Annotated in this window: 24 protein-coding genes; 18 read left to right on the plus strand and 6 right to left on the minus strand. The window is 66.6% G+C overall.

Annotated elements, in window-relative coordinates:
* Positions 1–17 precede the first annotated feature (17 nt).
* From xdhB to BLM15_RS12965, 14 genes are all read left to right on the plus strand, one after another.
* Positions 18–2,336, plus strand: coding sequence for a xanthine dehydrogenase molybdopterin binding subunit (gene xdhB / locus BLM15_RS12900; RefSeq protein WP_126116163.1), 2,319 nt, complete (start codon positions 18–20; stop codon positions 2,334–2,336).
* A complete protein-coding gene (gene xdhC, locus BLM15_RS12905) occupies positions 2,333–3,199 on the plus strand; it encodes a xanthine dehydrogenase accessory protein XdhC (protein WP_126113131.1) in 867 nt (288 codons plus the stop codon). Before xdhB ends, xdhC begins: the two co-directional genes overlap by 4 nt.
* Positions 3,183–4,742 carry an ABC transporter ATP-binding protein gene (locus tag BLM15_RS12910; protein ID WP_126113132.1) on the plus strand — a complete coding sequence of 520 codons (1,560 nt, stop codon included), beginning with the start codon at positions 3,183–3,185 and terminating at the stop codon, positions 4,740–4,742. The genes xdhC and BLM15_RS12910 overlap by 17 nt, the downstream gene beginning before the upstream one ends.
* The gene (locus tag BLM15_RS12915; protein ID WP_126113133.1) at positions 4,735–5,811 is read left to right on the plus strand and encodes an ABC transporter permease; all 1,077 of its coding nucleotides are present in this window, start codon (positions 4,735–4,737) and stop codon (positions 5,809–5,811) included. The genes BLM15_RS12910 and BLM15_RS12915 overlap by 8 nt, the downstream gene beginning before the upstream one ends.
* On the plus strand, positions 5,808–6,731 hold the full coding sequence (locus tag BLM15_RS12920; RefSeq protein ID WP_126113134.1) for an ABC transporter permease: 924 nt from the start codon (positions 5,808–5,810) through the stop codon (positions 6,729–6,731). Before BLM15_RS12915 ends, BLM15_RS12920 begins: the two co-directional genes overlap by 4 nt.
* 30 nt (positions 6,732–6,761) lie before the next feature.
* Positions 6,762–7,835 carry a BMP family ABC transporter substrate-binding protein gene (locus BLM15_RS12925; RefSeq protein ID WP_126113135.1) on the plus strand — a complete coding sequence of 358 codons (1,074 nt, stop codon included), beginning with the start codon at positions 6,762–6,764 and terminating at the stop codon, positions 7,833–7,835.
* A gap of 273 nt (positions 7,836–8,108) precedes the next feature.
* Positions 8,109–9,278, plus strand: coding sequence for an ABC transporter substrate-binding protein (locus tag BLM15_RS12930; protein WP_126113136.1), 1,170 nt, complete (start codon positions 8,109–8,111; stop codon positions 9,276–9,278).
* 259 nt (positions 9,279–9,537) lie between these two features.
* Positions 9,538–10,464 carry a branched-chain amino acid ABC transporter permease gene (locus BLM15_RS12935; protein ID WP_126113137.1) on the plus strand — a complete coding sequence of 309 codons (927 nt, stop codon included), beginning with the start codon at positions 9,538–9,540 and terminating at the stop codon, positions 10,462–10,464.
* Positions 10,461–11,453 carry a branched-chain amino acid ABC transporter permease gene (locus BLM15_RS12940; protein ID WP_126113138.1) on the plus strand — a complete coding sequence of 331 codons (993 nt, stop codon included), beginning with the start codon at positions 10,461–10,463 and terminating at the stop codon, positions 11,451–11,453. The genes BLM15_RS12935 and BLM15_RS12940 overlap by 4 nt, the downstream gene beginning before the upstream one ends.
* Positions 11,446–12,195, plus strand: coding sequence for an ABC transporter ATP-binding protein (locus tag BLM15_RS12945; protein WP_126113139.1), 750 nt, complete (start codon positions 11,446–11,448; stop codon positions 12,193–12,195). The genes BLM15_RS12940 and BLM15_RS12945 overlap by 8 nt, the downstream gene beginning before the upstream one ends.
* The gene (locus BLM15_RS12950; RefSeq protein WP_126113140.1) at positions 12,195–12,893 is read left to right on the plus strand and encodes an ABC transporter ATP-binding protein; all 699 of its coding nucleotides are present in this window, start codon (positions 12,195–12,197) and stop codon (positions 12,891–12,893) included. Before BLM15_RS12945 ends, BLM15_RS12950 begins: the two co-directional genes overlap by 1 nt.
* A gap of 14 nt (positions 12,894–12,907) precedes the next feature.
* The gene (locus tag BLM15_RS12955) at positions 12,908–13,366 is read left to right on the plus strand and encodes a cupin domain-containing protein (protein ID WP_126113141.1); all 459 of its coding nucleotides are present in this window, start codon (positions 12,908–12,910) and stop codon (positions 13,364–13,366) included.
* Between the two features lie 98 nt (positions 13,367–13,464).
* Positions 13,465–13,845, plus strand: a complete 381-nt coding sequence (locus BLM15_RS12960; RefSeq protein WP_126113142.1) for a PilZ domain-containing protein — start codon at positions 13,465–13,467, stop codon at positions 13,843–13,845.
* 54 nt (positions 13,846–13,899) lie between these two features.
* Positions 13,900–14,886 carry a glycerophosphodiester phosphodiesterase family protein gene (locus tag BLM15_RS12965; protein WP_442859457.1) on the plus strand — a complete coding sequence of 329 codons (987 nt, stop codon included), beginning with the start codon at positions 13,900–13,902 and terminating at the stop codon, positions 14,884–14,886.
* Positions 14,887–14,890: 4 nt separating this feature from the next.
* Here BLM15_RS12965 and BLM15_RS12970 read toward each other — a convergent pair whose 3' ends face one another.
* Positions 14,891–16,132 carry a flavin-dependent oxidoreductase gene (locus BLM15_RS12970; protein WP_126113144.1) on the minus strand — a complete coding sequence of 414 codons (1,242 nt, stop codon included), beginning with the start codon at positions 16,130–16,132 and terminating at the stop codon, positions 14,891–14,893.
* 278 nt (positions 16,133–16,410) lie between these two features.
* Here BLM15_RS12970 and BLM15_RS12975 point away from each other — a divergent pair, with 278 nt between their 5' ends.
* From BLM15_RS12975 to BLM15_RS12985, 3 genes are all read left to right on the plus strand, one after another.
* The gene (locus BLM15_RS12975) at positions 16,411–16,683 is read left to right on the plus strand and encodes an HU family DNA-binding protein (RefSeq protein WP_057190077.1); all 273 of its coding nucleotides are present in this window, start codon (positions 16,411–16,413) and stop codon (positions 16,681–16,683) included.
* 168 nt (positions 16,684–16,851) lie between these two features.
* Positions 16,852–18,027, plus strand: coding sequence for a vWA domain-containing protein (locus BLM15_RS12980; protein ID WP_126113145.1), 1,176 nt, complete (start codon positions 16,852–16,854; stop codon positions 18,025–18,027).
* Between the two features lie 103 nt (positions 18,028–18,130).
* Entirely contained in the window at positions 18,131–18,727 is a 597-nt protein-coding gene (locus tag BLM15_RS12985) for a hypothetical protein (protein WP_126113146.1), read from the plus strand.
* Between the two features lie 24 nt (positions 18,728–18,751).
* On the opposite strand, the gene BLM15_RS12990 is transcribed toward BLM15_RS12985, so the two are convergent.
* From BLM15_RS12990 to BLM15_RS13000, 3 genes are all read right to left on the minus strand, one after another.
* Positions 18,752–19,216, minus strand: coding sequence for a YidB family protein (locus BLM15_RS12990; RefSeq protein ID WP_126113147.1), 465 nt, complete (start codon positions 19,214–19,216; stop codon positions 18,752–18,754).
* 44 nt (positions 19,217–19,260) lie between these two features.
* Positions 19,261–19,521 (minus strand): GlsB/YeaQ/YmgE family stress response membrane protein, encoded by a 261-nt coding sequence (locus BLM15_RS12995; RefSeq protein WP_126113148.1) that lies wholly within the window; start codon positions 19,519–19,521, stop codon positions 19,261–19,263.
* A 101-nt stretch (positions 19,522–19,622) separates the two neighbouring features.
* Positions 19,623–20,045: a universal stress protein gene (locus BLM15_RS13000; protein WP_126113149.1), complete on the minus strand. Its 423-nt coding sequence runs from the start codon at positions 20,043–20,045 to the stop codon at positions 19,623–19,625.
* A gap of 282 nt (positions 20,046–20,327) precedes the next feature.
* On the opposite strand from BLM15_RS13000, the gene BLM15_RS13005 reads away from it, so the two are divergent.
* Complete coding sequence (locus tag BLM15_RS13005) at positions 20,328–21,563, plus strand: MFS transporter (protein ID WP_126113150.1); 1,236 nt, start codon at positions 20,328–20,330, stop codon at positions 21,561–21,563.
* 20 nt (positions 21,564–21,583) lie between these two features.
* Here the strand turns inward: BLM15_RS13005 and BLM15_RS13010 are convergent, their stop codons facing one another.
* Together BLM15_RS13010 and BLM15_RS13015 are read right to left on the minus strand one after the other, a co-directional pair.
* A complete protein-coding gene (locus BLM15_RS13010) occupies positions 21,584–21,904 on the minus strand; it encodes a 2Fe-2S iron-sulfur cluster-binding protein (RefSeq protein ID WP_126113151.1) in 321 nt (106 codons plus the stop codon).
* 202 nt (positions 21,905–22,106) lie between these two features.
* Positions 22,107–22,442 carry an Hpt domain-containing protein gene (locus BLM15_RS13015; protein ID WP_126113152.1) on the minus strand — a complete coding sequence of 112 codons (336 nt, stop codon included), beginning with the start codon at positions 22,440–22,442 and terminating at the stop codon, positions 22,107–22,109.
* Positions 22,443–22,687 lie beyond the last annotated feature (245 nt).

Raw genomic sequence — 22,687 nt, forward strand, 5'->3', positions numbered from 1 at the left:
GCAAACGGCTCGACGCCATGGAAACGCGGCCGATCGTCGGCTCGCCGCTGAAGCATGATTCAGCCGAGAAACACGTCGCCGGCGAAGCGTTCTACATCGACGATATCGCCGAGCCGGCCGGCCTCGCCCATGCCTATATCGGCCTCTCGACCATCGCGCATGGCAAGCTGCTCTCGCTCGACCTGTCGGCCGTCGAATCTGCTCCGGGCGTCATCGCGGTCCTAACAGCGACCGACATCCCCGGTGAGAACGACATCTCCTCGACGCACAAGCATGACGAGCCGGTCTTCGCGACGAACGACATCTTGCATCACGGCCAGCCGCTCTTTGCGGTCGTCGCCGAGACGCGCGAGCAGGCCCGCCATGCCGCGCTGCTGGCCAAGGCGACCTATGACGAGGCGCCTCCCCTGCTCGATGTCGCCGCCGCCCGCGCCGCCGGCTCCGACCTCGTCACCGAGCCGCTCAAGCTCGAGCGCGGCGACATCGCCGCCGCCCTCGCCGCCAGTCCGCGCCGGCTGAAGGGCTCGATGACGATCGGCGGGCAGGATCATTTCTACCTGGAAAGCCAGATCTCGCTCGCCATCCCCGGCGAAGACCAGGACATGCTGGTGCTGTGCTCGACGCAGCATCCGAGCGAGGTCCAGCACATGGTCGCCGCCGTGCTCGGCGTCGGAGCGCATGCGGTCACCATCGAGGTCCGGCGCATGGGCGGCGGCTTCGGCGGCAAGGAAACGCAGGCCAATCTCTTCGCCTGCGTCGCCGCGCTGGCCGCCCGCAAGCTGAAGCGGCCGATCAAGCTGCGGCCCGACCGCGACGACGACATGGTCATCACCGGCAAGCGCCACGACTTCGTCGTCGATTACGAGATCGGCTTCGACGATGACGGCCGCATCCATGCGGTCGATACCATCTACGCCGCGCGCTGCGGCTGGAATGCCGACCTCTCCGGCCCGGTGACGGACCGCGCCCTGTTCCACATGGACAACTGCTATTTCTACCCGGCGGTGCGGGCCCACTCCGAACCCCTGCGCACGCACACCGTCTCGAACACCGCCTTTCGCGGCTTCGGCGGGCCACAGGGCATGGTCGGGGCCGAGCGCTTCATCGAGGAGGTCGCCTACGCCACCGGGCTCGACCCGCTGGAGGTGAGGAAGCGCAATCTCTATGGCGGCGAGGGCCGCGAGATCACGCCCTATCACCAGCCCGTCGAGGACATGATCGCCGGCGAGGTGATCGACGACCTCACTCATTCCTGCGACTACCGCGCCCGCCACGAAGCGATCCGCGCCTTCAACCAGGAGAGCAGGATCATCAAGCGCGGCATCGCGCTGACCCCGGTCAAGTTCGGCATCTCCTTCACCGCGACGTGGTACAATCAGGCCGGCGCCCTGGTCCATGTCTATACCGATGGCACCGTGGCACTGAACCATGGCGGCACCGAAATGGGCCAGGGGCTCTACCAGAAGGTTGCGCAGGTGGTGGCGCAGGCCTTCGGCATCGGGCTTGAGCAGATCAAGATCACCGCCACGACGACCGGCAAGGTGCCGAACACCTCGGCGACCGCCGCCTCGTCAGGTTCCGATCTCAACGGCATGGCGGCGCTCGACGCCTGCGAGACGATCAAGAAGCGGCTCACCGCCTTCGCCTGTAAGCACTGGCAGGAAAAACCGGAGGCGATCGTCTTCCTGCCCGGCAGGGTGCAGGTCGGTGCGCGCGAGATCGGCTTCGTCGAGCTGGTCAAGGCGGCGTATATGGCCCGCGTCCAGCTCTCGGCGACAGGCTTCTACGCGACGCCAAAGATCCATTGGGACCGCAAGGCAGGCAAAGGCCATCCGTTCTACTATTTCGCCTATGGCGCCGCCGCGGCGGAGGTCGCGATCGACACGCTGACCGGCGAATACAAGGTCGAGCGCGTCGACATCCTGCACGATTGCGGCAACTCGCTGAACCCGGCGATCGACAAGGGGCAGATCGAGGGCGGCTTCATCCAGGGCATGGGCTGGCTGACCACCGAGGAACTGGTCTGGGACGAGAAGGGGCGGCTCAAGACGCACGCGCCCTCGACCTACAAGATCCCGGTCGCCTCCGACCGGCCGCGCATCTTCAATGTTGCGCTGCTGGAGAATGCGCCCAATCGCGAGCACACCATCCATCGTTCCAAGGCCGTGGGCGAGCCACCGCTGATGCTGGCGATCAGCGTGCTGCATGCCCTCTCCGACGCCGTGGCCAGCGTCGGCGATCACCGCTTCTGCCCGCAGCTCGACGCGCCGGCGACGCCGGAGCGAGTGCTCGACGCAGTCGATCGGGTGCGGGCCCAGGCGGAGGGCGCGCGATGAGCCCCGCCGATTTCCTCGCCGCCAACCTCGCCGATGGCGCCGTCATCGTCCGCATCGCGGAAGCGCAGGGCTCGACCCCGCGTGAGGCCGGCGCGACGATGATCGTCAGCGCCCGTGGCAGCGCCGGCACCATCGGCGGCGGCCAGCTCGAATTCCACTGCATCGACCTCGCCCGCATCCTGCTCGACAGCAACGGCCCGCAGCAATTGATCGATATCCCGCTTGGTCCGCAAATGGGTCAGTGCTGCGGCGGACGCGTCCGGGTGGCGATGGAGCCGGCGACCGCAGCGCATCTCGAAGCGCTGAGGAAAGATGAGGCGAAAGCGGCGGCCGAGCGGCCGCAGGTACTGATCTTCGGCGCGGGTCATACCGGCAAGGCGCTGGCACGCAGTCTCGCCTTGCTGCCGCTTGCCGTGGCCTTGATCGACGATCGGCCCGGCCAGTTCGAGGAGGTGCCGGCGACCGTCACCTGCCGGCAGCTCGACGATCCCGAAGCAGCTCTTGTCGCTGCCCGGCCCGGCTCGGCTTTCATCGTCCTGACCCATAGCCATGCGCTCGACTATCGCCTGGCCGAGGCGGCGCTGCTGCGCGGCGATGCGGCTTATGTCGGGATGATCGGCTCAGGCACGAAGCGCGCCCGCTTCGAGGCGAGTTTCCGCCGCCGCCATCCCGGCAGCACGGCGCTGGCGCTCCTGACCTGCCCGATCGGCGGATCGGATGTGCATGACAAGCGTCCGGAGGTGATCGCCGCCTTGACGAGTGCCGAGCTGGTGCGTTGCTTGCTTGGCGAGAAGGCGGCCCTCGCGGGGAGGCCCGCCACGGGACGCGCGAGGGCACGGAACCGCCATGACGCAGCCGCCTGACCAGACGGCACCTTCGCGCCTGGCGCTCGCGCATGTCTCGAAAAGCTTTCCGGGCGTGAAGGCCAATCAGGACATCAGCCTCTCGGTCCGCCCCGGCGAGATCCATGCCCTGCTCGGCGAGAACGGCGCCGGTAAATCGACCCTGGTCAAGATCATCTATGGCGTGCAGCGCGCCGACAAGGGGCAGATCAGCTTCGACGGCCGCCCGGTCGAGATCGCCTCGCCCAAGGCGGCGCGCAAGCTCGGCATCGGCATGGTCTTCCAGCATTTCTCGCTGTTCGACGGCATGACCGTGCTGGAGAACATCGCGCTCGGCCTCGACGAGACGGTGCCAGCCGAAGAGCTGAAGGCGCGGATCAAGGCGATCCTAGACAGCTATTCGCTGCCGCTCGATCCGGATCGCGCCGTGCACACGCTCTCGGTCGGCGAGCGCCAGCGCATCGAGATCGTGCGCTGCCTGCTGCAGAAGCCGAAGCTGCTGATCATGGACGAGCCGACCTCGGTGCTGACGCCGCAGGAGGTCGAGCGCCTGTTCGAGACGCTGCGCCAGATCGCAAGGGAAGGCTGCTCGATCCTCTACATCAGCCACAAGCTGCACGAGATCAAAGCGCTCTGCGAGGCCGCGACCATCCTGCGCGGCGGCAAGGTCGTTGCGACCTGCGATCCGCGCATCGAGACGACGCGGCGCATGGCCGAATTGATGATCGGCGCCGAGCTGAAACACCTCCAGCGGCCGGCTGGCGGCGGTAAAGCGGGCGCCGCGCGGCTCAGCGTCGACAAGCTCGACATGCCGGGCGAGCCGCCCTTCGGCACCAGCCTGAAGGACATCTCGTTCTCGGCGCAGGCCGGCGAGATCCTCGGCATCGCCGGCGTTGCGGGCAATGGCCAGGCCGAGTTGCTGATGGCGCTCTCGGGCGAGCACCCTGCCGGCCGGGCAGACGCGATCAAGCTCGACGGCCGGCCGATCGGCCTCGCCGATGCTGGAGCCCGCCGCGCCGCCGGTCTCGCCTGCGTGCCCGAAGAGCGCAACGGCCATGCCGCCGTGCCCGACTTCTCCCTCGCCGAGAATGTCGTGCTGACCGCGCGCCATCGCCTGCCGCTCGCCCCCTCGGGCCTGATCCGTCAGGGGCCGGTCGAGGCTTATGCGAAGGATGTCATCGCCCGCTTCGATGTCCGCACCACCGGCCCCGCAGCGCTGGCTGGCTCGCTCTCGGGCGGTAATCTGCAGAAGTTCATTATGGGCCGCGAAATCGGGCAGAAGCCCGATGTGCTGGTGGTGGCGCAGCCGACCTGGGGCGTCGATGCCGGCGCCGCCGCCGCAATCCGGCAGGCTTTGGTCGACCTCGCCGCGCAGGGTTCGGCGATCGTCGTGATCTCGCAGGATCTCGACGAACTGCTCGAACTCTCGGATCGGCTCTGTGTGATCAACGAGGGCCGGCTGTCGCAGGCGCGGCCGGTCGCCGGGCTGGAGCTCGAAGAGATCGGCCTGCTGATGGGCGGCGTCCACGGCGAGAGCCATCAGGTGGAGCCGGCGCATGCTTGAGTGGCGGCGCCGGCGCGAGCCCAGCAAGGCGATGCTCTATCTGAGCCCGCTGATCGCAATCGGGCTCACCATGCTGACCGGCATGCTGGTCTTCGGCGCGATCGGCTATGACGGCCTGCGCGCGGTCACGGCGATCTTCATCACGCCGCTGATCGAGCCGCAGCGCTGGGCCGATCTCGGCGTCAAGGCGGCGCCGCTCATCATGATCGCGCTCGGCCTCGCCATCGGCTTTCGCGCCAATATCTGGAATATCGGCGCCGAGGGGCAGTACGTCATGGGCGCGATCGCCGGCACCGGCGTCGCATTGCTGACCCATGACATGACCGGCTGGTGGATACTGCCGGCCATGGCGCTCGCCGGTGTCGTGGGCGGCGCGGCTTGGGCGGCGCTGCCTGCTCTGCTCAAGGTGCGGCTGCAGGTCAGCGAGATCCTGACCAGCCTGATGCTGACCTATGTCGCGGTGCAGTTCCTCTACTACCTCGTGCGCGGCCCATGGAAGGACCCGGACGGCTTCAATTTCCCGCAGACCAAGATGTTCAGCGCCAGCCAGACGCTGCCGGCGGTCGCGGAAGGCTCGCTCGTCCATTTCGGCGTGCCGATCGCCATCCTGCTCGCGCTCGTCGCCTGGTTCGTGATGAGCAAGACCGTTGCCGGTTATGCGGTGCGCGTCGTCGGCCGTGCGCCGGCGGCCGCCCGCCATGGCGGCTTCGACGCCAACCGCGTCACCTGGGCAGCGCTGCTCGCCGGTGGCGGCCTTGCCGGGCTTGCCGGACTGCTCGAGGCGGCCGGCCCCTTCGGCCAGCTCACCCCGCAATTCCCGGTCGGCTACGGCTTCACAGCGATCATCGTCGCCTTCCTCGGCCGGCTCTCGCCTGTCGGCATCGTCTTCGGCGCGCTGGTGCTGGCGGTGACCTATGTCGGCGGCGAGATCGCCCAGAGCACGGTGCGCCTGCCCTCGGCAGCGACGGGCATGTTCCAGGCGCTGCTGCTGTTCTTCCTGCTCGCGACGGACGTCTTGGTGCGCTGGCGGCTCGCCTGGAAGGCGCGCCCGGCGAGGAGCGCGCCATGACCGCCGCCATCCTCGTCTCGATCTTCATGACGCTCGCCGCCGCGGCGACGCCGATCCTGCTCGCGGCTTTGGGCGAGCTCGTCACCGAGAAAGCCGGCGTCCTCAATCTCGGCGTCGAGGGCATGATGCTTTGCGGCGCCGTTGCGGGCTTCGCGGTCGCCTACTCCACCGGCAGCGTCCCGCTCGGACTCCTCGCAGCAACGCTGGCTGGCGTTACTGCGGCGATGATTTTTGCGCTGCTGACGCTCGGCCTCGGCTCGAACCAGGTCGCGACGGGCCTTGCTTTGACGATCTTCGGCATCGGCGCCTCCTCGCTGATCGGCGCCGGCTTCGTCGGCCGCACGATCACGCGGCTTGGCCCGCTCTTCCCGGCCGACTATGCCGCCCATCCCTGGCTGCGCCTCGTCTTCGGCCATGACGCGATCGTCTATCTCTCGCTCGCGCTCGTGCTCGCGGTGGGCCTGTTCCTGCGCCGGAGCAAGGCCGGGCTGATCCTGCGCGCCGTCGGCGAGAACGCCGACTCTGCCCATGCCATCGGTTATCGCGTTTTGGCGATCCGCACCGCCGCGACCGCCTTCGGCGGAGCGCTGGCCGGCCTCGGTGGCGCGTATTTCTCGCTGGCGCTGACGCCGATGTGGGCCGACCGGCTGACCGCCGGCCGCGGCTGGATCGCGCTCGCCCTCGTCGTCTTCGCGGCCTGGAAGCCGGGCCGGCTTCTGATCGGCGCCTATCTCTTCGGCGCGGTCGCGACCTTCGAATTGCAGGCCAAGGCGGCCGGCTGGAGCTTCATCGCGCCCGAGGTGCTGGCGATGACCCCCTACCTTGCGACGATTGTGGTTCTGACCATGATGTCGCTAGGACGGAGGACCGGCGGACGCGATGCGCCCGCCTGCCTCGGCAAGCCTTTCCCGGCGCAGTAGCCGCCGCAACCGACAACGGGGAGCACCATCATGTCGACCATCATCACCCGCCGCACGCTTCTGGCCGGCGCGGCCGCAGCCTCCGTGCTGCCCCTCACGGGCGCTCAAGCCCAGGCGCCATTCGGCGTCGGCTTCATCTATGTCGGCCCGGTCGGCGACCATGGCTGGAGCTGGACGCATGATCAGGGCCGCAAGGCGCTGGAGAAGGAATACGGCAACAAGATCAAGACCAGCTTCATCGAGAACGTCGCCGAGGGGCCGGATGCGGTGCGCGCCATCCGCCAGCTCGCCCAGGCCGGCGACCAGCTGATCTTCACCACGTCGTTCGGCTTCATGAACCCGACGATCCAAGTCGCCAAGCAGTTCCCGAAGATCAAGTTCGAGCACGCCACCGGCTATCAACGCGCCGAGAACGTCGCGACCTACAATGCCCGCTTCTATGAGGGCCGCGCCGTGATCGGCACCCTGGCCGGCCACATGTCGAAATCGGGCCAGGCCGGCTACATCGCCTCCTTCCCGATCCCGGAGGTGGTGATGGGCATCAACGCCTTCCATCTCGCCGCCAAGAAAGTGAACCCGAACTTCAAGACCAAGGTGATCTGGGCCTCGACCTGGTACGACCCGGCCAAGGAAGCCGACGCCGCCAAGGCGCTGATCGACCAGGGCTGCGACGTGATCAGCCAGCACACCGACAGCCCAGCCGCCCTGCAGGCGGCCGAGCAGCGCGGCGTCTATGCCTTCGGCCAGGCCTCGGACATGAAGGCCTTCGCGCCCAAGGCACAGCTCTCGGCGATCGTCGACGACTGGTCGGGCTACTACATCAAGCGCGTCAAGGAGGCGATGGACGGAACCTGGAAGAGCGGCGACGTCTGGGGCGGCATCAAGGACGGCATGGTCAAGCTCGCGCCCTATAACGACGCCGTCACGCCGGCTGCCCGCGCCGCTGCGGACGAGCTCCAGAAGGGTATCGTCGCCGGCACGATCCACCCCTTCACGGGCGAGCTCAAGGACCAGAAAGGCACGCTGCGCCTCAAGGCCGGCGAGACCGCGTCCGACGAGGTGCTCTCGAAGATGGATTGGTACGTCGATGGCGTGCAGGCCTAAGGCGGCTAAGCGAAGGACGCGTCATGCTCGGGCTTGCCCCGAGCATCTCGGGCAGGAAGGGGCCCCTCTCAGCGCTTTCTCATCCTGAGATTCTCGGGTCTGCGCTTCGCTCCGCCCGAGAATGACGCTCTCCAGCCGCGAACAAAAATTACCCGCAGGAACCCCCTTGCAGATATTTTAAGCTTGAAACAATATGACTGCCGACGCCGCACGGACAGGGATGGGGAACCCCACCGGCGGTCGCATCTGGCACGTCCCGGGAGGACATCAGACATGACGTTGAAGTTCGCATTGTCACTCGGCGCCGGCGTGCTCGCACTCGGGCTTGCCAGCGCCCAGGCGCAGGAGCCCTTGAAGATCGGCGTGGTCAGCGTGCTGACCGGGCCGGCGGCCGCGCTCGGCCAGCAGGTCCGCGACGGCTTCCAGCTCGCGGTCGACCAGAACGGCGGCAAGCTCGGCGGCGTGCCGGTGCAGATCACCGTGATCGACGATGAGCTGAAGCCCGACGTCGCGGTCGGCAAGGTCCGCAGCTACGTCGAGGGCGGCAAGGTCGACTTCGTCGTCGGCCCGGTGTTCTCGAACATCCTCGGCGCGATCGCCAAGCCCGTGCTCGACTCGGGCGCCATCCTGATCAGCCCGAACGCCGGCCCGTCGACTATGGCCGGCAAGGCCTGCCACCAGAACTTCTTCGTGACCTCGTACCAGAACGATCAGGTCCACGAGGTGCTGGGCAAGTACGCGCAGGACCAGAACTACAAGAAGGCCTACATCATCGCGCCGAACTACCAGGCGGGTAAGGACTCGCTCGCCGGCTTCAAGCGCTACTTCAAGGGCGAGATCCTCGACGAGGTCTATGTCCCGCTGACCTCGCTCGATTTTGCGGCGGAGCTCGCCAAGATCGCCTCGGCCAAGCCGGACGTGGTCTTCGCCTTCCTACCCGGCGGCCTCGGCGTCAACTTCGTCAAGCAGTGGTCGCAGGCCGGCCTCACCGGAAAGGTGCCCTTCCTCTCCGCCTTCACGGTCGACGAGTCGACGCTGCCGGCGCAGCAGGACGCGGCGGTCGGCATGTTCGGCGGCATGACCTGGGCGCCCAACATGGACAACCCGCAGACGAAGAAGTTCGTCGCGGCCTATGAGGCGGCCTACAAGATCGTCCCCGGCTCCTATGCCCAGCAGTCCTATGACGCGGCGCAGCTGATCGATTCGGCCGTGAAGGCCGCCGGCGGCACCGGCGACAAGGACAAGCTGCGCGCCGCAATCAAGAAGGCCGACTTCACTTCGCTGCGCGGCAAGTTCAAGTTCAACACCAATGGCTACCCGATCCAGGACTTCTACCTGGTCAAGGTCGCCAAGCGGCCGGACGGCAAGTTCCAGACCGAGATCGCCCAGAAGGTGTTCGAGGACTACGCCGATCCGCACGCGAAGGATTGCGCCCTCAAATAGGGCGGCTGAACCTCGGGAACCCCTCTCCTGCATCGAAGTCGGGTCTACCGACTTCGACACTCTAAGATGCTGATCTCGTGTAAACTCGAGATCAGCGAGAGGGGTAGGGGTGAGGTGTTCGTAGCGAAATCACTGGCCTGAACCTGACCACGCCGTCAGCGCTAGCGGCGCTGGTCCGTCGGCCTACACCTCACCCTGCCTTCTCCTTACAGGAGAGGGTTCCCCGCGCTTTTTCCGGACAGCCGATCGCGAACCAGTAATGACCACCGGCCTCCTCATCGTCCAGATCCTGAACGGGCTGCAGTTCGGCATCCTGCTGTTCCTGGTGGCGGCAGGGCTGACGCTTGTCTTCGGCGTGATGGACTTCATCAACCTGGCGCATGGCGTGCAGTACATGCTCGGCGCCTATCTCGCCGTGACCTTCGTCGCGCTGACCGGCTCCTTCGTGCTCGGCCTCGTGCTGGCGCTGGCGGCAGCGCTCGTCTTCGGCCTTGCGCTCGAATTCCTGGTCTTCCGCCACCTCTATGAACGCGACCATCTCGACCAGGTGCTGGCGACCTTCGGGCTGATCCTGCTGCTCAACCAGGGCGTCAAGATAGTCTGGGGGGCCGCCCCCCTCTCCGTGCCGCTGCCGGCGTTCCTCACCGGCAATGTCGCGCTGATGGACGGCATCCTATACCCGACCTATCGCTTCGCCCTGATCGGCTCGGGCCTAGCGGTCGGCGCCCTGCTCTGGTTCATCGTCGAGAAAACCCGCACCGGCATGCTGTTGCGCGCCGGCGCCTCCAATGCGCCGATGGTCTCGGCGCTGGGCGTCGACATCCGCAAGCTGTTCATGATCGTCTTCGCCTTCGGCACCATGCTGGCGGGCTTCGCCGGGGCGATGGCGGCGCCGATCCTCTCGGTCGAGCCCGGCATGGGCGACACCGTGCTGATCCTCGCCTTCGTCGTCATCGTCATCGGCGGCATCGGCTCGATCCGCGGCGCCTTCGTCGCGGCGCTGATCGTTGGCCTGGTCGACACGCTCGGCCGCTCCTTCATGAACGACCTGCTCCGGCTGTTCATGAGCGCCCCCTCGGCGCGAGCGACCGGCGCGGCCCTGTCCTCGATGCTGATCTACCTCCTGATGGCGGTGGTGCTGTTCGTGCGGCCGGAAGGCCTGCTGCCGGCGCGAGGCCGGACATGAGCTCGGCGACGACGACAGCCGAGGTCACCAGCGTCGCGCCGCCGCGCGAGCGCGCCAAGGTGCTGCTGCCGGCCATCCTGTTCCTGCTGCTGGCGCTGGCGCCGCTCGCCGTCTCGCTCGGCATGCCGGCCGGCTGGCTCGCTCTGCTGACGCGGGCGCTGATCTTCGCCATCGCCGCGCTCTCGCTCGACCTCATCCTCGGCGTCGGCGGGCTCGTCTCCTTCGGCCATGCCGCCTTCCTCGGCATCGGCGCCTATGTCACCGGCATCATGATCACCGAGGGCAGGAGCGAGGCGCTCGTGATCCTGCCGGTGATCCTCGTCACATGCGCCCTCTTCGGCGCAATCACCGGTGCGATCTGCCTGCGCACGCGCGGCGTCGCCTTCATCATGATCACGCTCGCCTTCGGCCAGATGGTCTATTTCCTGGCGCAGGCGCTCTCGGCCTATGGCGGCGATGACGGGCTGACGCTCTACGAGAAGAGCACGCTCCTCGGCTTCAAGCCGTTCGCGAGCCGGACCTCGTTCTACTACAGCGTTCTGATCGCGCTCGGCGGCGCCTATCTCCTGGTGCGCGGCCTCGTCGCCTCGCGCTTCGGCCGGGTGCTCAGGGCGGCGCGCGAGAATCCGACCCGCGTCAGCGTCACCGGTTTCGACGTCACCCGCGTGCGCCTCGTCGCCTATGTGATCAGCGGCATGCTGGCCGGGCTCTCCGGCTTCTTCCTCGCCAACCACACCGAATTCGTCAGCCCGGCCTTCATGTCGTGGCAGCGCTCGGGCGAATTGATCTTCATGGTGGTGCTCGGCGGCGTCGGCTCGCTGCACGGCGCGATCATCGGCGCGATCGCCTACCTGATCGCCGAGGACGCGCTCTCGCACCTGACCGAGCACTGGCGCGCCATCTTCGGGCCGCTGATCATCCTGTTCGTGCTGTTCACCCGCGGCGGCATCGTCGGGATGCTGCGCAAGCTGGGCTCACGTCATGGCTGAGCCGGTTCTTGTCCTCGACGGTGTGCGCAAGTCCTTCGGCGCACTGAAGGTCACCGACGGCGTCAGCTTCGCCGTCGCGCCGGGCGAACTGCATGCACTGATCGGCCCGAACGGCGCCGGCAAGACCACGCTTGTCCACCAGATCTCCGGCATGCTGACGCCGGACGACGGCACGATCCACTTCCGCGGCGAGGACGTCACGGCGTTCAACGCCGAGAAGCGCGCCCGCCACGGCCTCGCACGGACCTTCCAGATCACCTCGACCATCGCCTCGCTCTCGGCGCTGGAGAATGTCGCGCTTGGCGTGCAGGCCAAGGCGAGCCATCCGCTGTCCTTCTTCCGCAATGCCGCCAGCGACGAGCGCCTCAACCGCCCTGCCCGCGCCGCGCTGGATGCGGTCGGCCTGTCGGAGCGCGCCCATGTCCCGGCCGGCAGCCTGTCGCATGGCGAGAAGCGGGCGCTGGAGATCGCCATGGCGCTGGCGCTCGAGCCAGCGGCAATCCTGCTCGACGAGCCGCTCGCCGGCGTCGGCAAGGAGGAAGGCGAGCGGCTGATCGGCCTGCTCAAGAGCCTGAAGGGGCGCTACGCCATGCTGCTGGTCGAGCACGACATGGAGGCGGTGTTCGCGCTCGCCGACACGGTCAGCGTGCTGGTCTATGGCCGTGTCATCGCCTCGGGCGATCCGGCTGTCGTCCGGGCCGATCCCGCCGTGCGCGAAGCCTATCTCGGCGAGGAGGGCTGATGCTCACCGTTGAGAATCTCGATGCCGGCTATGGCGAGGCGCAGATCCTGTTCGGCGTCGATCTTGCGGTCGGTGCCGGCGAGGTCGTGACCCTGCTCGGCCGCAACGGCATGGGCAAGACCACGACGGTGCGCGCCATCATGGGGCTGATCCGGCCGCGCGCCGGGCGAGTCAGCTTCGGCGGCGTCGACCTCACCGGCAGCGCACCCTTCCAGCTGGCGCAGGCCGGCATCGGGCTGGTGCCGGAAGGACGGCAGGTCTTCCCGACGCTCTCCGTCGAAGAAAACCTGATCGCCACCGCCGCCAGCCGTTTCGGCGCGCCGCGCTGGACGCTTGAGCGCGTCTACGCCTTCCTGCCACGCCTGAGGGAACGCAAGGCCAATCGCGGCAACCAGCTCTCCGGCGGCGAGCAGCAGATGCTGGCGATCGGCCGCGCCCTGATGACCAACCCCAAGCTCGTCATCCTCGACGAGGCGACCGAGGGGCTGGCGCCGATCATCCGGCAGGAGATCTGGTCCTGCCTCGCGGCGCTCAAGGCCGAGGGCGAGTCGATCCTGGTGATCGACAAGAATGTCGACGCGCTCGCCAGGATCGCCGACCGGCATGTCGTATTGGAGAAGGGCCGCGTCGCCTGGCGCGGCAGCAGCGACGATCTGCGCAGCGACAGCGCGGTCAAGGACCGCTTCCTCCACCTTTGAGAAGGAGATCGACCATGAAACCGCTGACCGCAGGCGTGACCAAGGCCAATGAGGGGATCGACGCGATCTCCTGGAACATCCTCGGCCAGACCTATGTGCCGAAGATGCTGAGCGAGGACAGCTTCTCCTGGCACGCCACCTTCCCGCCCGGCACCTTCGTGCCGCCGCACATCCACCCGACCCAGGATGAGTTCATCTACTTGCTCGAGGGCCGGCTCGATCTCGTGCTCGACGGCCAGGAGTCGCATGCCTTGCCCGGCGACCTGATCAAGTTGCCTCGCAACATCCCGCACGGGCTGTTCAACAAAAGCGATTCAGCCGTGAAGTGCCTGTTCTGGGTCGCGCCCACGGGCCGGCTCTACGACTTGTTCTGGGCGATCCATTCAATGCAGGAGCAGAACCCGGCCGAGGTCGTCGCCCTCGCAGCGCGCTACGAGATCGACTTCCTGCCGCCGCCGCCCGAAGGGGCCTGAGCGTGTCGCGGCGCAGTTAAGGTTAAGCAAAGCTTACTGCTGCAACCAAGAGCATTCCCGGGCATTGTTTCAACCTGAGCTAGAACAAGGTCAGGCCGATGCCCACCGCCACCATTCTCACCGAACGCCGCCGTTCCGCGCGCAACCGGACGCTGATCGGCGGCAAGGTCATCTTCAACCAGCGCCAGTCGACGCTGGACTGTACCGTCAGGAACCTGTCGGAAGACGGGGCGCTGCTGGTCTTTCCGAACAGCGTCGTCGTGCCCGAGCTGTTCGAGCTCTATTTCCCGCTCAAGCGCGAGAGCCGAATGGTGCGCAGCCGCTGGCGCGATAGTGAGCGCATCGGTGTCTCCTTTGCCGCCGCCGCAAAGCAGGATGATGCACCTGTTCCGCTCGATCTGGTGCGGCGCCTGCGCCGACTCGAACAGGAGAATGCGACGCTCAAGGCGCGCATCGTCGAGCTGACGGAAGGCGCCTGAGTTCCGGCCGAATTTTGCCGGCTTTCGATTCAGACATCCCCCCTCTTTGAGGGGATAGCAATGAAACGATTCTGGCTCGCTGCGGGCACTGTAGCCGCGGTTCTGGGCGTCACGGCCTTTGTGCAGAACACTTCGCTTTTGGCGCCGGCGACGACGGACCGTCCCGTCCTGCTGGCGCATCGCGGCCTGGCTCAGACCTACCCGCCAGGCGGCGTTACCGACACGACCTGCACAGCGAGCCGCATCAACCCGCCGGAACACCCCTATCTTGAGAACACCCTCGCCTCGATGGAGGCGGCCTTTGCGGCAGGGGCGGACATCGTCGAGCTCGACATCCACCCGACCACCGATGGCCAGTTCGCCGTGATCCATGACTGGACGCTGGAGTGCCGAACGAATGGCGCGGGCGTCGCCCGCGAGAAGACGCTGCCCGAGCTCAAGGCACTCGACATCGGCCATGGCTACACGGCCGATAGCGGCAAGACCTATCCGTTTCGCGGCAAGGGCGTCGGCTTGATGCCGTCGCTGGACGAGGTCCTGGCGCGCTTTCCAGATCGGCGCCTGCTGATCAACGTCAAAAGCAACGATCCGCGCGAAGGCGAACTGCTCGCCGAACGCCTCCTGAAGCTCCCGCCGGCGCAGCTCGCGCTGCTGATGGCCTATGGCGGCGACCGGCCGATCGCGGCGCTGCGTGAACGCATTCCGACCCTGCGCACCATGTCCAAAGCGGCAGAGAAGCGCTGCCTGATCCACCACCTCGCACTGGGCTGGGCCGGTGTCACGCCGCAGTCCTGCGAACGGCAGCTGCTGTTGATCCCGTCCAACTACACGCGCTGGATCTGGGGCTGGCCGGCGCGGTTCACAGCCCGCATGCGCGCCGCCGGCAGCGAGGTCATCGTCGCCGGTCCGCTGGTCGGCGGCGACGGCTCGGCCGGGATCGACCGGGCCGAGGATTTGGCTGCCCTCAAGCGGCCGATTCCCGGGATCTGGACCAACCGGATCGACCGGATCGCGCCGCTGGTGCGGGCAGAGCAGCCCTGATCGTTCAACGCTTCGCCAATTGCGCCGCCGAGAAGCCGGCCTTGCCGGCATAGGCGTTCACGATCTGCTCGCGCTTGCCATAGGGCAGGACACGCTCGACATCGTCGAAGCCGTTGGGCGCCAGCGCCTCGACCGCATCGATCACGCGCTCCGGGCCACCGGCCCGGTTCATCGCGACGATCTCGGCGGTCGCCGGCAGGCGCTGCGCCTCATAGGCCGCGAGCGCATGGCGTGGGTGTTCGGCCTTGAGCAGCAGGTCGGCGAGGCAGCGTGCGTCGAGGATCGCTTGGGAGGCGCCATTGGAGCCGACCGGGTACATCGGATGGGCGGCGTCGCCGAGCAGCGTCACCCGGCCGTGCGTCCAGCGCGGCAGCGGATCGCGATCGCACATCGGATATTCCCAGAAGATGCCACTCGCCTTGATCAAAGCGAGGATATCGACGCCGGGCACCGTGAAGCGCCGGGCAAAGGGCAGCACGTCCTCGAGCCGACCAGCCTTCGACCAGGCTTCCTTCGGCGGCGGTTTCAAGGGATCGCCGGTGCGCACATTGACCACCCAGTTGGTCAAGCGCATCCCCGGCTTTTTACCCTCCGCGATCGGATAAAGCACCAGCTTGCCGGCCATGCCGCCAGCGATGATCATGCTCTCGCCGTCGAGGAAGGCAGACCAGTCGCAGGCGCCGCGCCACATCTGAACGCCGTTCCAGCGCGGCCCGCCCTGGTTCGGGAAGTAATGCGAACGCACCGTGGAGTGGATGCCGTCGGCGCCGATCAGGATATCGGCACGCGCCGTCTCGCCGCCCTCGCCGAGCTTGGCATCGGCGAAATGGGCGGTCACGCCACCCTCGTCCTGCAGGAAGCCCTGCAGGCGCCGGCCGGTGCGAATCGCATCCGGACCAAGCCGCTCGATCACGGCGTCGCGAATCACGCCCTGGAGTCGGCCGCGATGGATCGAGAACTGCGGTACTGGCGCACCGGCGTGAAGGCCGCGCAGCTCGCGCCAGACGGTCTGGCCGAAGCGGTTCATGTAGATCAGTTCGCGCGTGCGGATCGCCACCGCATCGAGCGCCGGTAGCAGGCCCAGTTCCGCCAGTTCGCGAATGGCATGCGGCAGCGTGTTGATGCCGACGCCGATCTCGCGGATCTCGCTCGCCTGCTCGTAGACGGTCGCGGCAATGCCGCGCGCATGCAGCATCAGGGCCAGTGACAGCCCCCCGATGCCGCCGCCGATGATGATGGCCTTCATGCCTGTTCCGCTCCCCTAAATTATTTCAAGCTTCAAATAATTCGAAGGAACTTGTCAATCGCTCCACAAAGCTGGTGAAAACCGCCGCAATTTCGCGGCTTTTGACAGGAACGAAGCCGATTGCTGTGCGTATGTACGGTCGCTGCCGTCGTGTTCCGTCGGCAAGCGTGTCAAATGGCGGGCTCGTGCGCGATTGCGTCGATTCGCCGCGACGTGTCGGAACCCTCCGGGGCTCGGCACGGCGTCAATTTAAGCATCATTGGTCTCAGGAGGTTTTCATGACCAAGAACGAACTGATCGCCGCGATTGCGGATGAGACGGGCAAGACCAAGACCGACGTCTCGGCCATCCTCGGCTCGCTCGCCGGCGTTGTCGCCAAGACCCTGAAGTCCGGCGGCGACGTGACGCTCGGCGGTATCGGCAAGCTCGCCGCTTCCAAGCGCGAAGCCCGCGAGGCCCGCAACCCGTCGACCGGCGCGACGATCAAGGTCCCGGCCAAGACGGTCGTGAAGTTCAAGGTCACCAAGGATCTGGCCGACGCCGTCGCCTAAGCCTTGACGGACCAGAGCCGGATCCGATCAGATCGAATTCAATCTGATCGGATCCGGCTCTTACTTTTTGTACCCTATTCGACCCGTCAGCTCGCGTCGCACGCTGACCGGAACGGGCTCCAGGCCGCCGCGGCTTGACCCCGAGGCGCTGCTGGCCACAGTAGCGCGATGTTCCTTCGCCTCTTCACTGATCTGCGCGCCGCCAAGGTCCCGGTCACCTTGCGCGAATATCTCGCGCTGCTCGAAGGCGTCGAGGCCGATCTCGCCGAACACCGCGTCGACGAATTCTACTATCTCGCCCGCACATGCCTGATGAAGGACGAGCGCCATCTCGACCGTTTCGACCGTGTCTTCGCCGAAGTCTTCAAGGGCATGGAGACGCTTGGCGAGGCGTTCGAGCAGGTCGGCATTCCCGAAGAGTGGCTGCGCAAGCTCGCCGAGAAGTTCCTGACCGACGAGGAAAAGGCCCAGATCGAGGCACTTGGCTGGGACAAGCTGCTCGAGACGCTCAAAGCACGCCTCGCCGAGCAGAAGGGCCGCCATCAGGGCGGCTCGAAATGGATCGGCACCGCCGGCACCTCGCCCTATGGCGCCTATGGCTACAATCCCGAAGGCGTGCGCATCGGCCAGGACAAGAACCGCAATTTCCGGGCGGTGAAGGTCTGGGACAAGCGCGAGTTCAAGGATTTCGACGACACGCGCGAACTGGGCGTTCGCAATTTACGCATCGCGTTGCGCCGCCTGCGCAAGTTCGCCCGCACCGGCGCAGCCGAGGAACTCGACCTCGACCAGACCATCACCGAGACGGCCAAGCACGGCTATCTCGACGTCAAGCTCCGGCCCGAGCGGCACAACGCCGTCAAGGTGTTGCTCTTTCTCGATGTCGGCGGCTCGATGGACTGGCATATCGAGCTTGCGGAAGAGCTGTTCTCAGCAGCGCGGGCTGAGTTCAAGCATTTCGAGCACTTCTACTTCCACAACTGCCCCTATGAGCGGGTCTGGAAGGAGAATCGGCGCCGCCACGACCAGGTGATCCCAACCTTCGACGTGCTGCGCACATATCCGGCCGATTACCGCCTCGTCTTTGTCGGCGACGCCTCGATGAGCCCCTATGAGATCGCGATGCCCGGCGGCTCGGTCGAACACTGGAACGAGGAGCCCGGCGAGGTCTGGGTGCGGCGGCTGACGGAGCGCTTCGCGAAATCGGTCTGGCTCAACCCCGTGCAGCAGCATCTGTGGGGCTATACCCAGTCGATCCGACAGATCGGCGGGCTGATGGGCGGGCGGATGTTCCCGCTGACGCTGGACGGCCTCGACGGCGCGATGAAGGCGCTGACGCGGTAGCCGACTGGCTCGTCATGCTCGGGCTCGTCCCGAATATCTCCTTCAGGAGATCCTCGGGTCTGCGCTTTGCTCTCCCCGAGAATGACGGCTAGAGCTTCGCGCCATGCAAACCGACGACGAGACCACCCTGCCCTTCTGGCGCCAACGACCGCGGCCGATCGGCTTCGAGATCGCCTATCGGCTGAAGGGCGACACGCTGGAGGTCGACTCGACCCGCAAGGTCGATCAGGTCAGATTGTCCGCCGTCGAGCAGGTGCGCTTCATCTACGCGCCCAGCAATGTCTCGTCGAAGGGCTTCCGGACCCAGCTGCGCCTGAGCGACGGTCGAACGATCACCTTCGGAAACCTGTCCTGGCGCTCGCTGACCGACATCGATCGCGACGATACGCGCTACCACGCCTTCGTCACGGCGCTATCCGCCGCGATCGTGCGTGCCAATCCGAAAGCGCGCTTCCTCGCCGGCAACCCCTATCTGCTCTGGCTGGCACTGGCGCTCGCCGGCAGCGGCGCGATGGTCATGCTGACCTTTTTCAGCCTGCGCGCTTTCCAGCAGGGCGCCACTGCGGCCGCCGGACTGGGGCTCGTGCTCGCGGCTGCCTCGTTCTGGCAGGTCTGGCCGATGATCAAGCTCAACCGGCCGCGGGAACTCGCCGCCGGCGAGGTGCCGGACGATCTCGTCCCGGGCCGCCAGCCGGGTTGATCACGCCGGCGGCCAGGAACTGGTTCAGGCGCCAGCGGTGCCGAGCCTACCCTCCGGCGTATAGCGGTCGACGGCTTCGGGAAGTTGCCGCGACAGGCGCGAGAGCAGTTCCTCTTTCGAGAGACCTGTCTGGCGGACCAGGGCATCGATGACGTCGGGGCCGATGGCGGTTTCGAGTTCCTGGGGCGCGACATCCTGATTTGGCCCCTGACGAACCCAGGAATCGGCCTTTTCGGCCTGGCCGGCCTGTTTAAACCGGTCGAGAAGCTCGCCCAGCCCGCCGTTCAGCAGGCCGCCGATTCCGCCGGCTCCGAGCACGCCGCCCAGGATACCGCCCGCCTCGGGAGGCATGCCGGATGACGGTGCAGCCGCGGTTCCTGGCTCCTTCGCGCGCCCGAGCCACTCTGCGATCTTGTCCCGGTTCTGATAGCCGGCGATGGCCAGCAGCCCGAGGAGGGCCGTCATGGACGGCAGGCGGTTCTCACTCATGAAATCTCTCCTGGCGAGTTGGAAGCTAGCCTGATTGAGCAGGCCTAGGCGGCGTTTCCGCGCTTTGAAAGAAACGCCCACACCATCAGGACGACGATCGCACCGACGATGGCCCCGATGATCCCCGCCCCCTCGCCGGGCGCGTACCAGCCGAGCGCCTGCCCGAGATAGGATGCGACGAACGCTCCGACGATCCCGAGAATCGTCGTCAGCACAAACCCCGAGGGCTCATTTGGCCCCGGAATCAGAAACTTGGCGACGACACCCGCCAAAAATCCGATAATGATCGTCCAAAGGATACTCACAACGTCCTCCCGAATTGCGGCGCAGAGCTTCAACTGCGGCGATGCCGGGAGGTTCCCGATTTTCGGAAGCAACTGACTTGGCGAGCTATGCCGCCTCAGGGCTACCGGACCACCAGCACCGAGCATTTCGCCCGGCGCACGATGGTCGAGGCGTTCGAGCCGATCACATAGGCCAGTATGCCGGGCTCGTGCGAGCCGATGACGATCAAGTCGGCGCCGCTGGCATCGGCCTCGGCCAGCACCTCGCCATGGACAGAGCCGACCAGGACCTTGGCCGAGACGCGCTCGGCCGGCAGGTTCACCTTGGCGGCGATCTCGGCGAGCTTGGCTTCGGATTCCGCCTGCTGGCCCGCGTCGAAGTCGGCAGGCACGAATTCCATGTAGGTGATCGGCACCAGTGAACGCACGAAGACCAGCCTGATCGTGCCGTCGGACGCGATGGCAAATGACTCGGCCGCAGTAATGGCAGGGGCTGCCAATTCGGCCTCGGCGAGATCGACGGGCACCAGAATCGATTTGTACATCGCATCCTCCTCCGGCGTGGCCCGCCCGGCCAGGCATGGTCGAACGATCGGCACCGACGCCTTCACACTATGTCGGAGCACAATCCCCGAAGGGAAGAGCGTCGCGTCGTCGCGAGAGGCTCCAACAACGCGATTATCGCGTGATGGTGGGCCACCGTCCTTGCGATCGATCAATCAGGCCAACGCATGCCGGCCAGAAGCCGAGGGAATTTGACGGCGGCGCCCGGGAACCCGACAGTCCGCCGCCGCGCGTTGCGCCGTGCGTTCTTTTGGGGTGGACCGATGACCGAAGCCGCCTCTCCGCCGCCACGCACGGGCCTGCTCGCCTCTCCGGCCGCCTTCCTGATGGTGCTCGCCTTCCTCAACTGGCTCGGCTACGCCAGCTGGAGCGCGCTGCTCAACAACTTCGCCAAGGAAGCGGCCGGCTTCACCGGGCAGGACATCGGCATCCTGCAATCGGTCCGCGAGATTCCCGGCTTCCTGGCCTTCACCGCCATCATCCTGTTCTGGATCATGCGCGAGCAGGTGCTGGCTTATCTCAGCCTGCTAACCCTCGGCCTCGGCGTGGCGCTGACCGGCTATTTCCCCAGCCTCGGCGGGCTCCTGCTGACGACGATGATCATGTCGCTCGGCTTCCATTATTACGAGACGGCGCAGCAATCGCTGCAATTGCAGCTGCTGCCGAAGTCGGAGGCGCCGCGGCTGCTCGGCAAGATCGCCGGCGCCTCGGCGGTGGCGCAGCTCATCGCCTTCGGTTCGATCGCGCTGATCTGGCGCCTGTGGCAGCCGAGCTATGTCCATATCTTCCTCGGAGCCGGCCTCGTCACCATGGCGCTGACCGCGGCCGCCATGGTGCTCTTCCCGAGCTTCCAGGGCGTGGTTCCGCAGAACAAGGGGTTCGTGCTGCGCAAGCGCTACTGGCTCTATTACGCCCTGACCTTCATGTCGGGCGCGCGCCGGCAGATCTTCATGGCGTTTGGCGGCTTCCTGCTGGTCGAGCGCTTCGGTTACGACGTCGCCGCGACCGCGACGCTGCTGCTCGTGACCTATGGCATCAACATGTTCGCCGGCCCGCTGCTCGGCAATCTCGTCGGCAAGATCGGCGAACGCGCGACGATCCAGCTCGAGAATATCTCGCTGATCGCCGTCTTCATCGGTTATGCGCTGGCCAGCCACGGCCAGTTCGGCGCGGCGGGCGCGCTCGTCGCCGGCGGCCTCTTCGTCATCGACGGCGTCTTCTTCACGCTCGTGCTGGCACAGCGCACCTATTTCCAGAAGATCGCCGACCCCGCCGACATCGCGCCGACCTCGGCGGTCGCCTTCACCATCAATCACATCGCTGCGGTGTTCCTGCCGATCACCTTCGGCCTGATCTGGCTGCGCGATCCGGCGATCGTCTTCTATATCGGGGCGGCGGTGGCCACGGTCTCGCTCAGCCTGTCATTGCTGGTGCCGCGCCATCCGGCCGCCGGCCATGAGACGACGTTCACCGCCCGGGCAGCGGCGCCGGCCGAGTAGAAAACCAAGCTGTTGGGAGTTCAGCCCTGGCGGGCCGGCGTGCGAACGATCAAGCCATCGAGTTCGTCACGCACCCTGATCTGGCAGGACAGGCGCGAGTTCGGACGGACATCGAAGGCGAAGTCCAGCATGTCCTCTTCCATCGGCTCGGCATGGCCGGCCTTTTCGGCCCAGGCCTCGTCGACATAGACATGGCAGGTGGCGCAGGCGCAGGCGCCACCGCATTCCGCCTCGATGCCCGGCACGCCGTTGCGCACCGCGACCTCCATCACGGTCGAACCCGCCTCGCCTTCGACCGTGCGGCTGGTGCCCTGGGCGTCGATGTAAGTGATCTTCGGCATCGTGGACTCCGGCGCGCCTTGCGGCGGCTGCGCGGCTGGCGCGGTCGGGAGGAACCGGCCGGGCTTCCTTGGCGGCGCACTGGCAGGTTCGCAGGAGGAACGTCGCCCGCAAGCGAAAGCCTGCGGGCAGTTCGTCTCTAGAGGATTTCGAAGGCGGACGAAACGCCGATATCGACTGCCCGCAGCCTTCAGTGCTGCGGCGTCAGGCCGCGCAGTCGAGCCGGGAAATCACCGCGCGCGCCTCGGCCGCGGCAAGCGTCAGGGCGTCCAGCGCGTCTTCGCGCGGCGCCGTGCCGGCTTGGCCGAGCTGCTGCTCGATCCGGTCGGCGGCTTCCGCTACCTGCCAGGCGCCGATCGCGCGGGCAGCCCCTTTCAGGGTGTGAGCGGCATCGCGGCGGACATTGGCGTCACCGCCATGGATGGCGCGCAAATGGCGAGCGCATTGCTGCGCGAACAGCGTCAGCAGCTCGCGCTCCAACTCGGCATCGCCACCGGTCTGGCGGGACAGATGCACGAGGTCGATGGCAGTCTGGGGCATGGGGAACTCGGTTTTGGCTCTAAGCTGCGGAACTCGCGCAGCCTTCTGACCTCTGATGAAGCGCCTTTATGGTGAATGAGGCGTTAACGACGTTTGTGAATCAGACGGTCAAACGGGTTTCAATCCCTGCTTGCCTCAACTACCCTTCGATACAGTAAACGATGGGCGTCGTGTCGCTTGACGGATCCGGCTGGAGGCTGCCGGTTCCCGATCTGCGGCGGACATCACCGCCCGTCGCAAGTAGC

Origin of the sequence: Bosea sp. Tri-49 (assembly GCF_003952665.1) — a bacterium.
Classification (GTDB): Bacteria; Pseudomonadota; Alphaproteobacteria; order Rhizobiales; family Beijerinckiaceae; genus Allobosea.

Excerpts from the sequence above, each read along its gene's own strand:
- xdhB (WP_126116163.1), top strand. The coding sequence starts at position 18 with ATGGAAACGCGGCCGATCGTCGGCTCGCCGCTGAAGCATGATTCAGCC.
- xdhC (WP_126113131.1), top strand. The coding sequence starts at position 2,333 with ATGAGCCCCGCCGATTTCCTCGCCGCCAACCTCGCCGATGGCGCCGTC.
- BLM15_RS12910 (WP_126113132.1), top strand. The coding sequence starts at position 3,183 with ATGACGCAGCCGCCTGACCAGACGGCACCTTCGCGCCTGGCGCTCGCG.
- BLM15_RS12915 (WP_126113133.1), top strand. The coding sequence starts at position 4,735 with ATGCTTGAGTGGCGGCGCCGGCGCGAGCCCAGCAAGGCGATGCTCTAT.
- BLM15_RS12920 (WP_126113134.1), top strand. The coding sequence starts at position 5,808 with ATGACCGCCGCCATCCTCGTCTCGATCTTCATGACGCTCGCCGCCGCG.
- BLM15_RS12925 (WP_126113135.1), top strand. The coding sequence starts at position 6,762 with ATGTCGACCATCATCACCCGCCGCACGCTTCTGGCCGGCGCGGCCGCA.
- BLM15_RS12930 (WP_126113136.1), top strand. The coding sequence starts at position 8,109 with ATGACGTTGAAGTTCGCATTGTCACTCGGCGCCGGCGTGCTCGCACTC.
- BLM15_RS12935 (WP_126113137.1), top strand. The coding sequence starts at position 9,538 with ATGACCACCGGCCTCCTCATCGTCCAGATCCTGAACGGGCTGCAGTTC.
- BLM15_RS12940 (WP_126113138.1), top strand. The coding sequence starts at position 10,461 with ATGAGCTCGGCGACGACGACAGCCGAGGTCACCAGCGTCGCGCCGCCG.
- BLM15_RS12945 (WP_126113139.1), top strand. The coding sequence starts at position 11,446 with ATGGCTGAGCCGGTTCTTGTCCTCGACGGTGTGCGCAAGTCCTTCGGC.
- BLM15_RS12950 (WP_126113140.1), top strand. The coding sequence starts at position 12,195 with ATGCTCACCGTTGAGAATCTCGATGCCGGCTATGGCGAGGCGCAGATC.
- BLM15_RS12955 (WP_126113141.1), top strand. The coding sequence starts at position 12,908 with ATGAAACCGCTGACCGCAGGCGTGACCAAGGCCAATGAGGGGATCGAC.
- BLM15_RS12960 (WP_126113142.1), top strand. The coding sequence starts at position 13,465 with ATGCCCACCGCCACCATTCTCACCGAACGCCGCCGTTCCGCGCGCAAC.
- BLM15_RS12970 (WP_126113144.1), bottom strand. The coding sequence starts at position 16,132 with ATGAAGGCCATCATCATCGGCGGCGGCATCGGGGGGCTGTCACTGGCC.
- BLM15_RS12975 (WP_057190077.1), top strand. The coding sequence starts at position 16,411 with ATGACCAAGAACGAACTGATCGCCGCGATTGCGGATGAGACGGGCAAG.
- BLM15_RS12980 (WP_126113145.1), top strand. The coding sequence starts at position 16,852 with ATGTTCCTTCGCCTCTTCACTGATCTGCGCGCCGCCAAGGTCCCGGTC.
- BLM15_RS12985 (WP_126113146.1), top strand. The coding sequence starts at position 18,131 with ATGCAAACCGACGACGAGACCACCCTGCCCTTCTGGCGCCAACGACCG.
- BLM15_RS12990 (WP_126113147.1), bottom strand. The coding sequence starts at position 19,216 with ATGAGTGAGAACCGCCTGCCGTCCATGACGGCCCTCCTCGGGCTGCTG.
- BLM15_RS13000 (WP_126113149.1), bottom strand. The coding sequence starts at position 20,045 with ATGTACAAATCGATTCTGGTGCCCGTCGATCTCGCCGAGGCCGAATTG.
- BLM15_RS13005 (WP_126113150.1), top strand. The coding sequence starts at position 20,328 with ATGACCGAAGCCGCCTCTCCGCCGCCACGCACGGGCCTGCTCGCCTCT.
- BLM15_RS13010 (WP_126113151.1), bottom strand. The coding sequence starts at position 21,904 with ATGCCGAAGATCACTTACATCGACGCCCAGGGCACCAGCCGCACGGTC.
- BLM15_RS13015 (WP_126113152.1), bottom strand. The coding sequence starts at position 22,442 with ATGCCCCAGACTGCCATCGACCTCGTGCATCTGTCCCGCCAGACCGGT.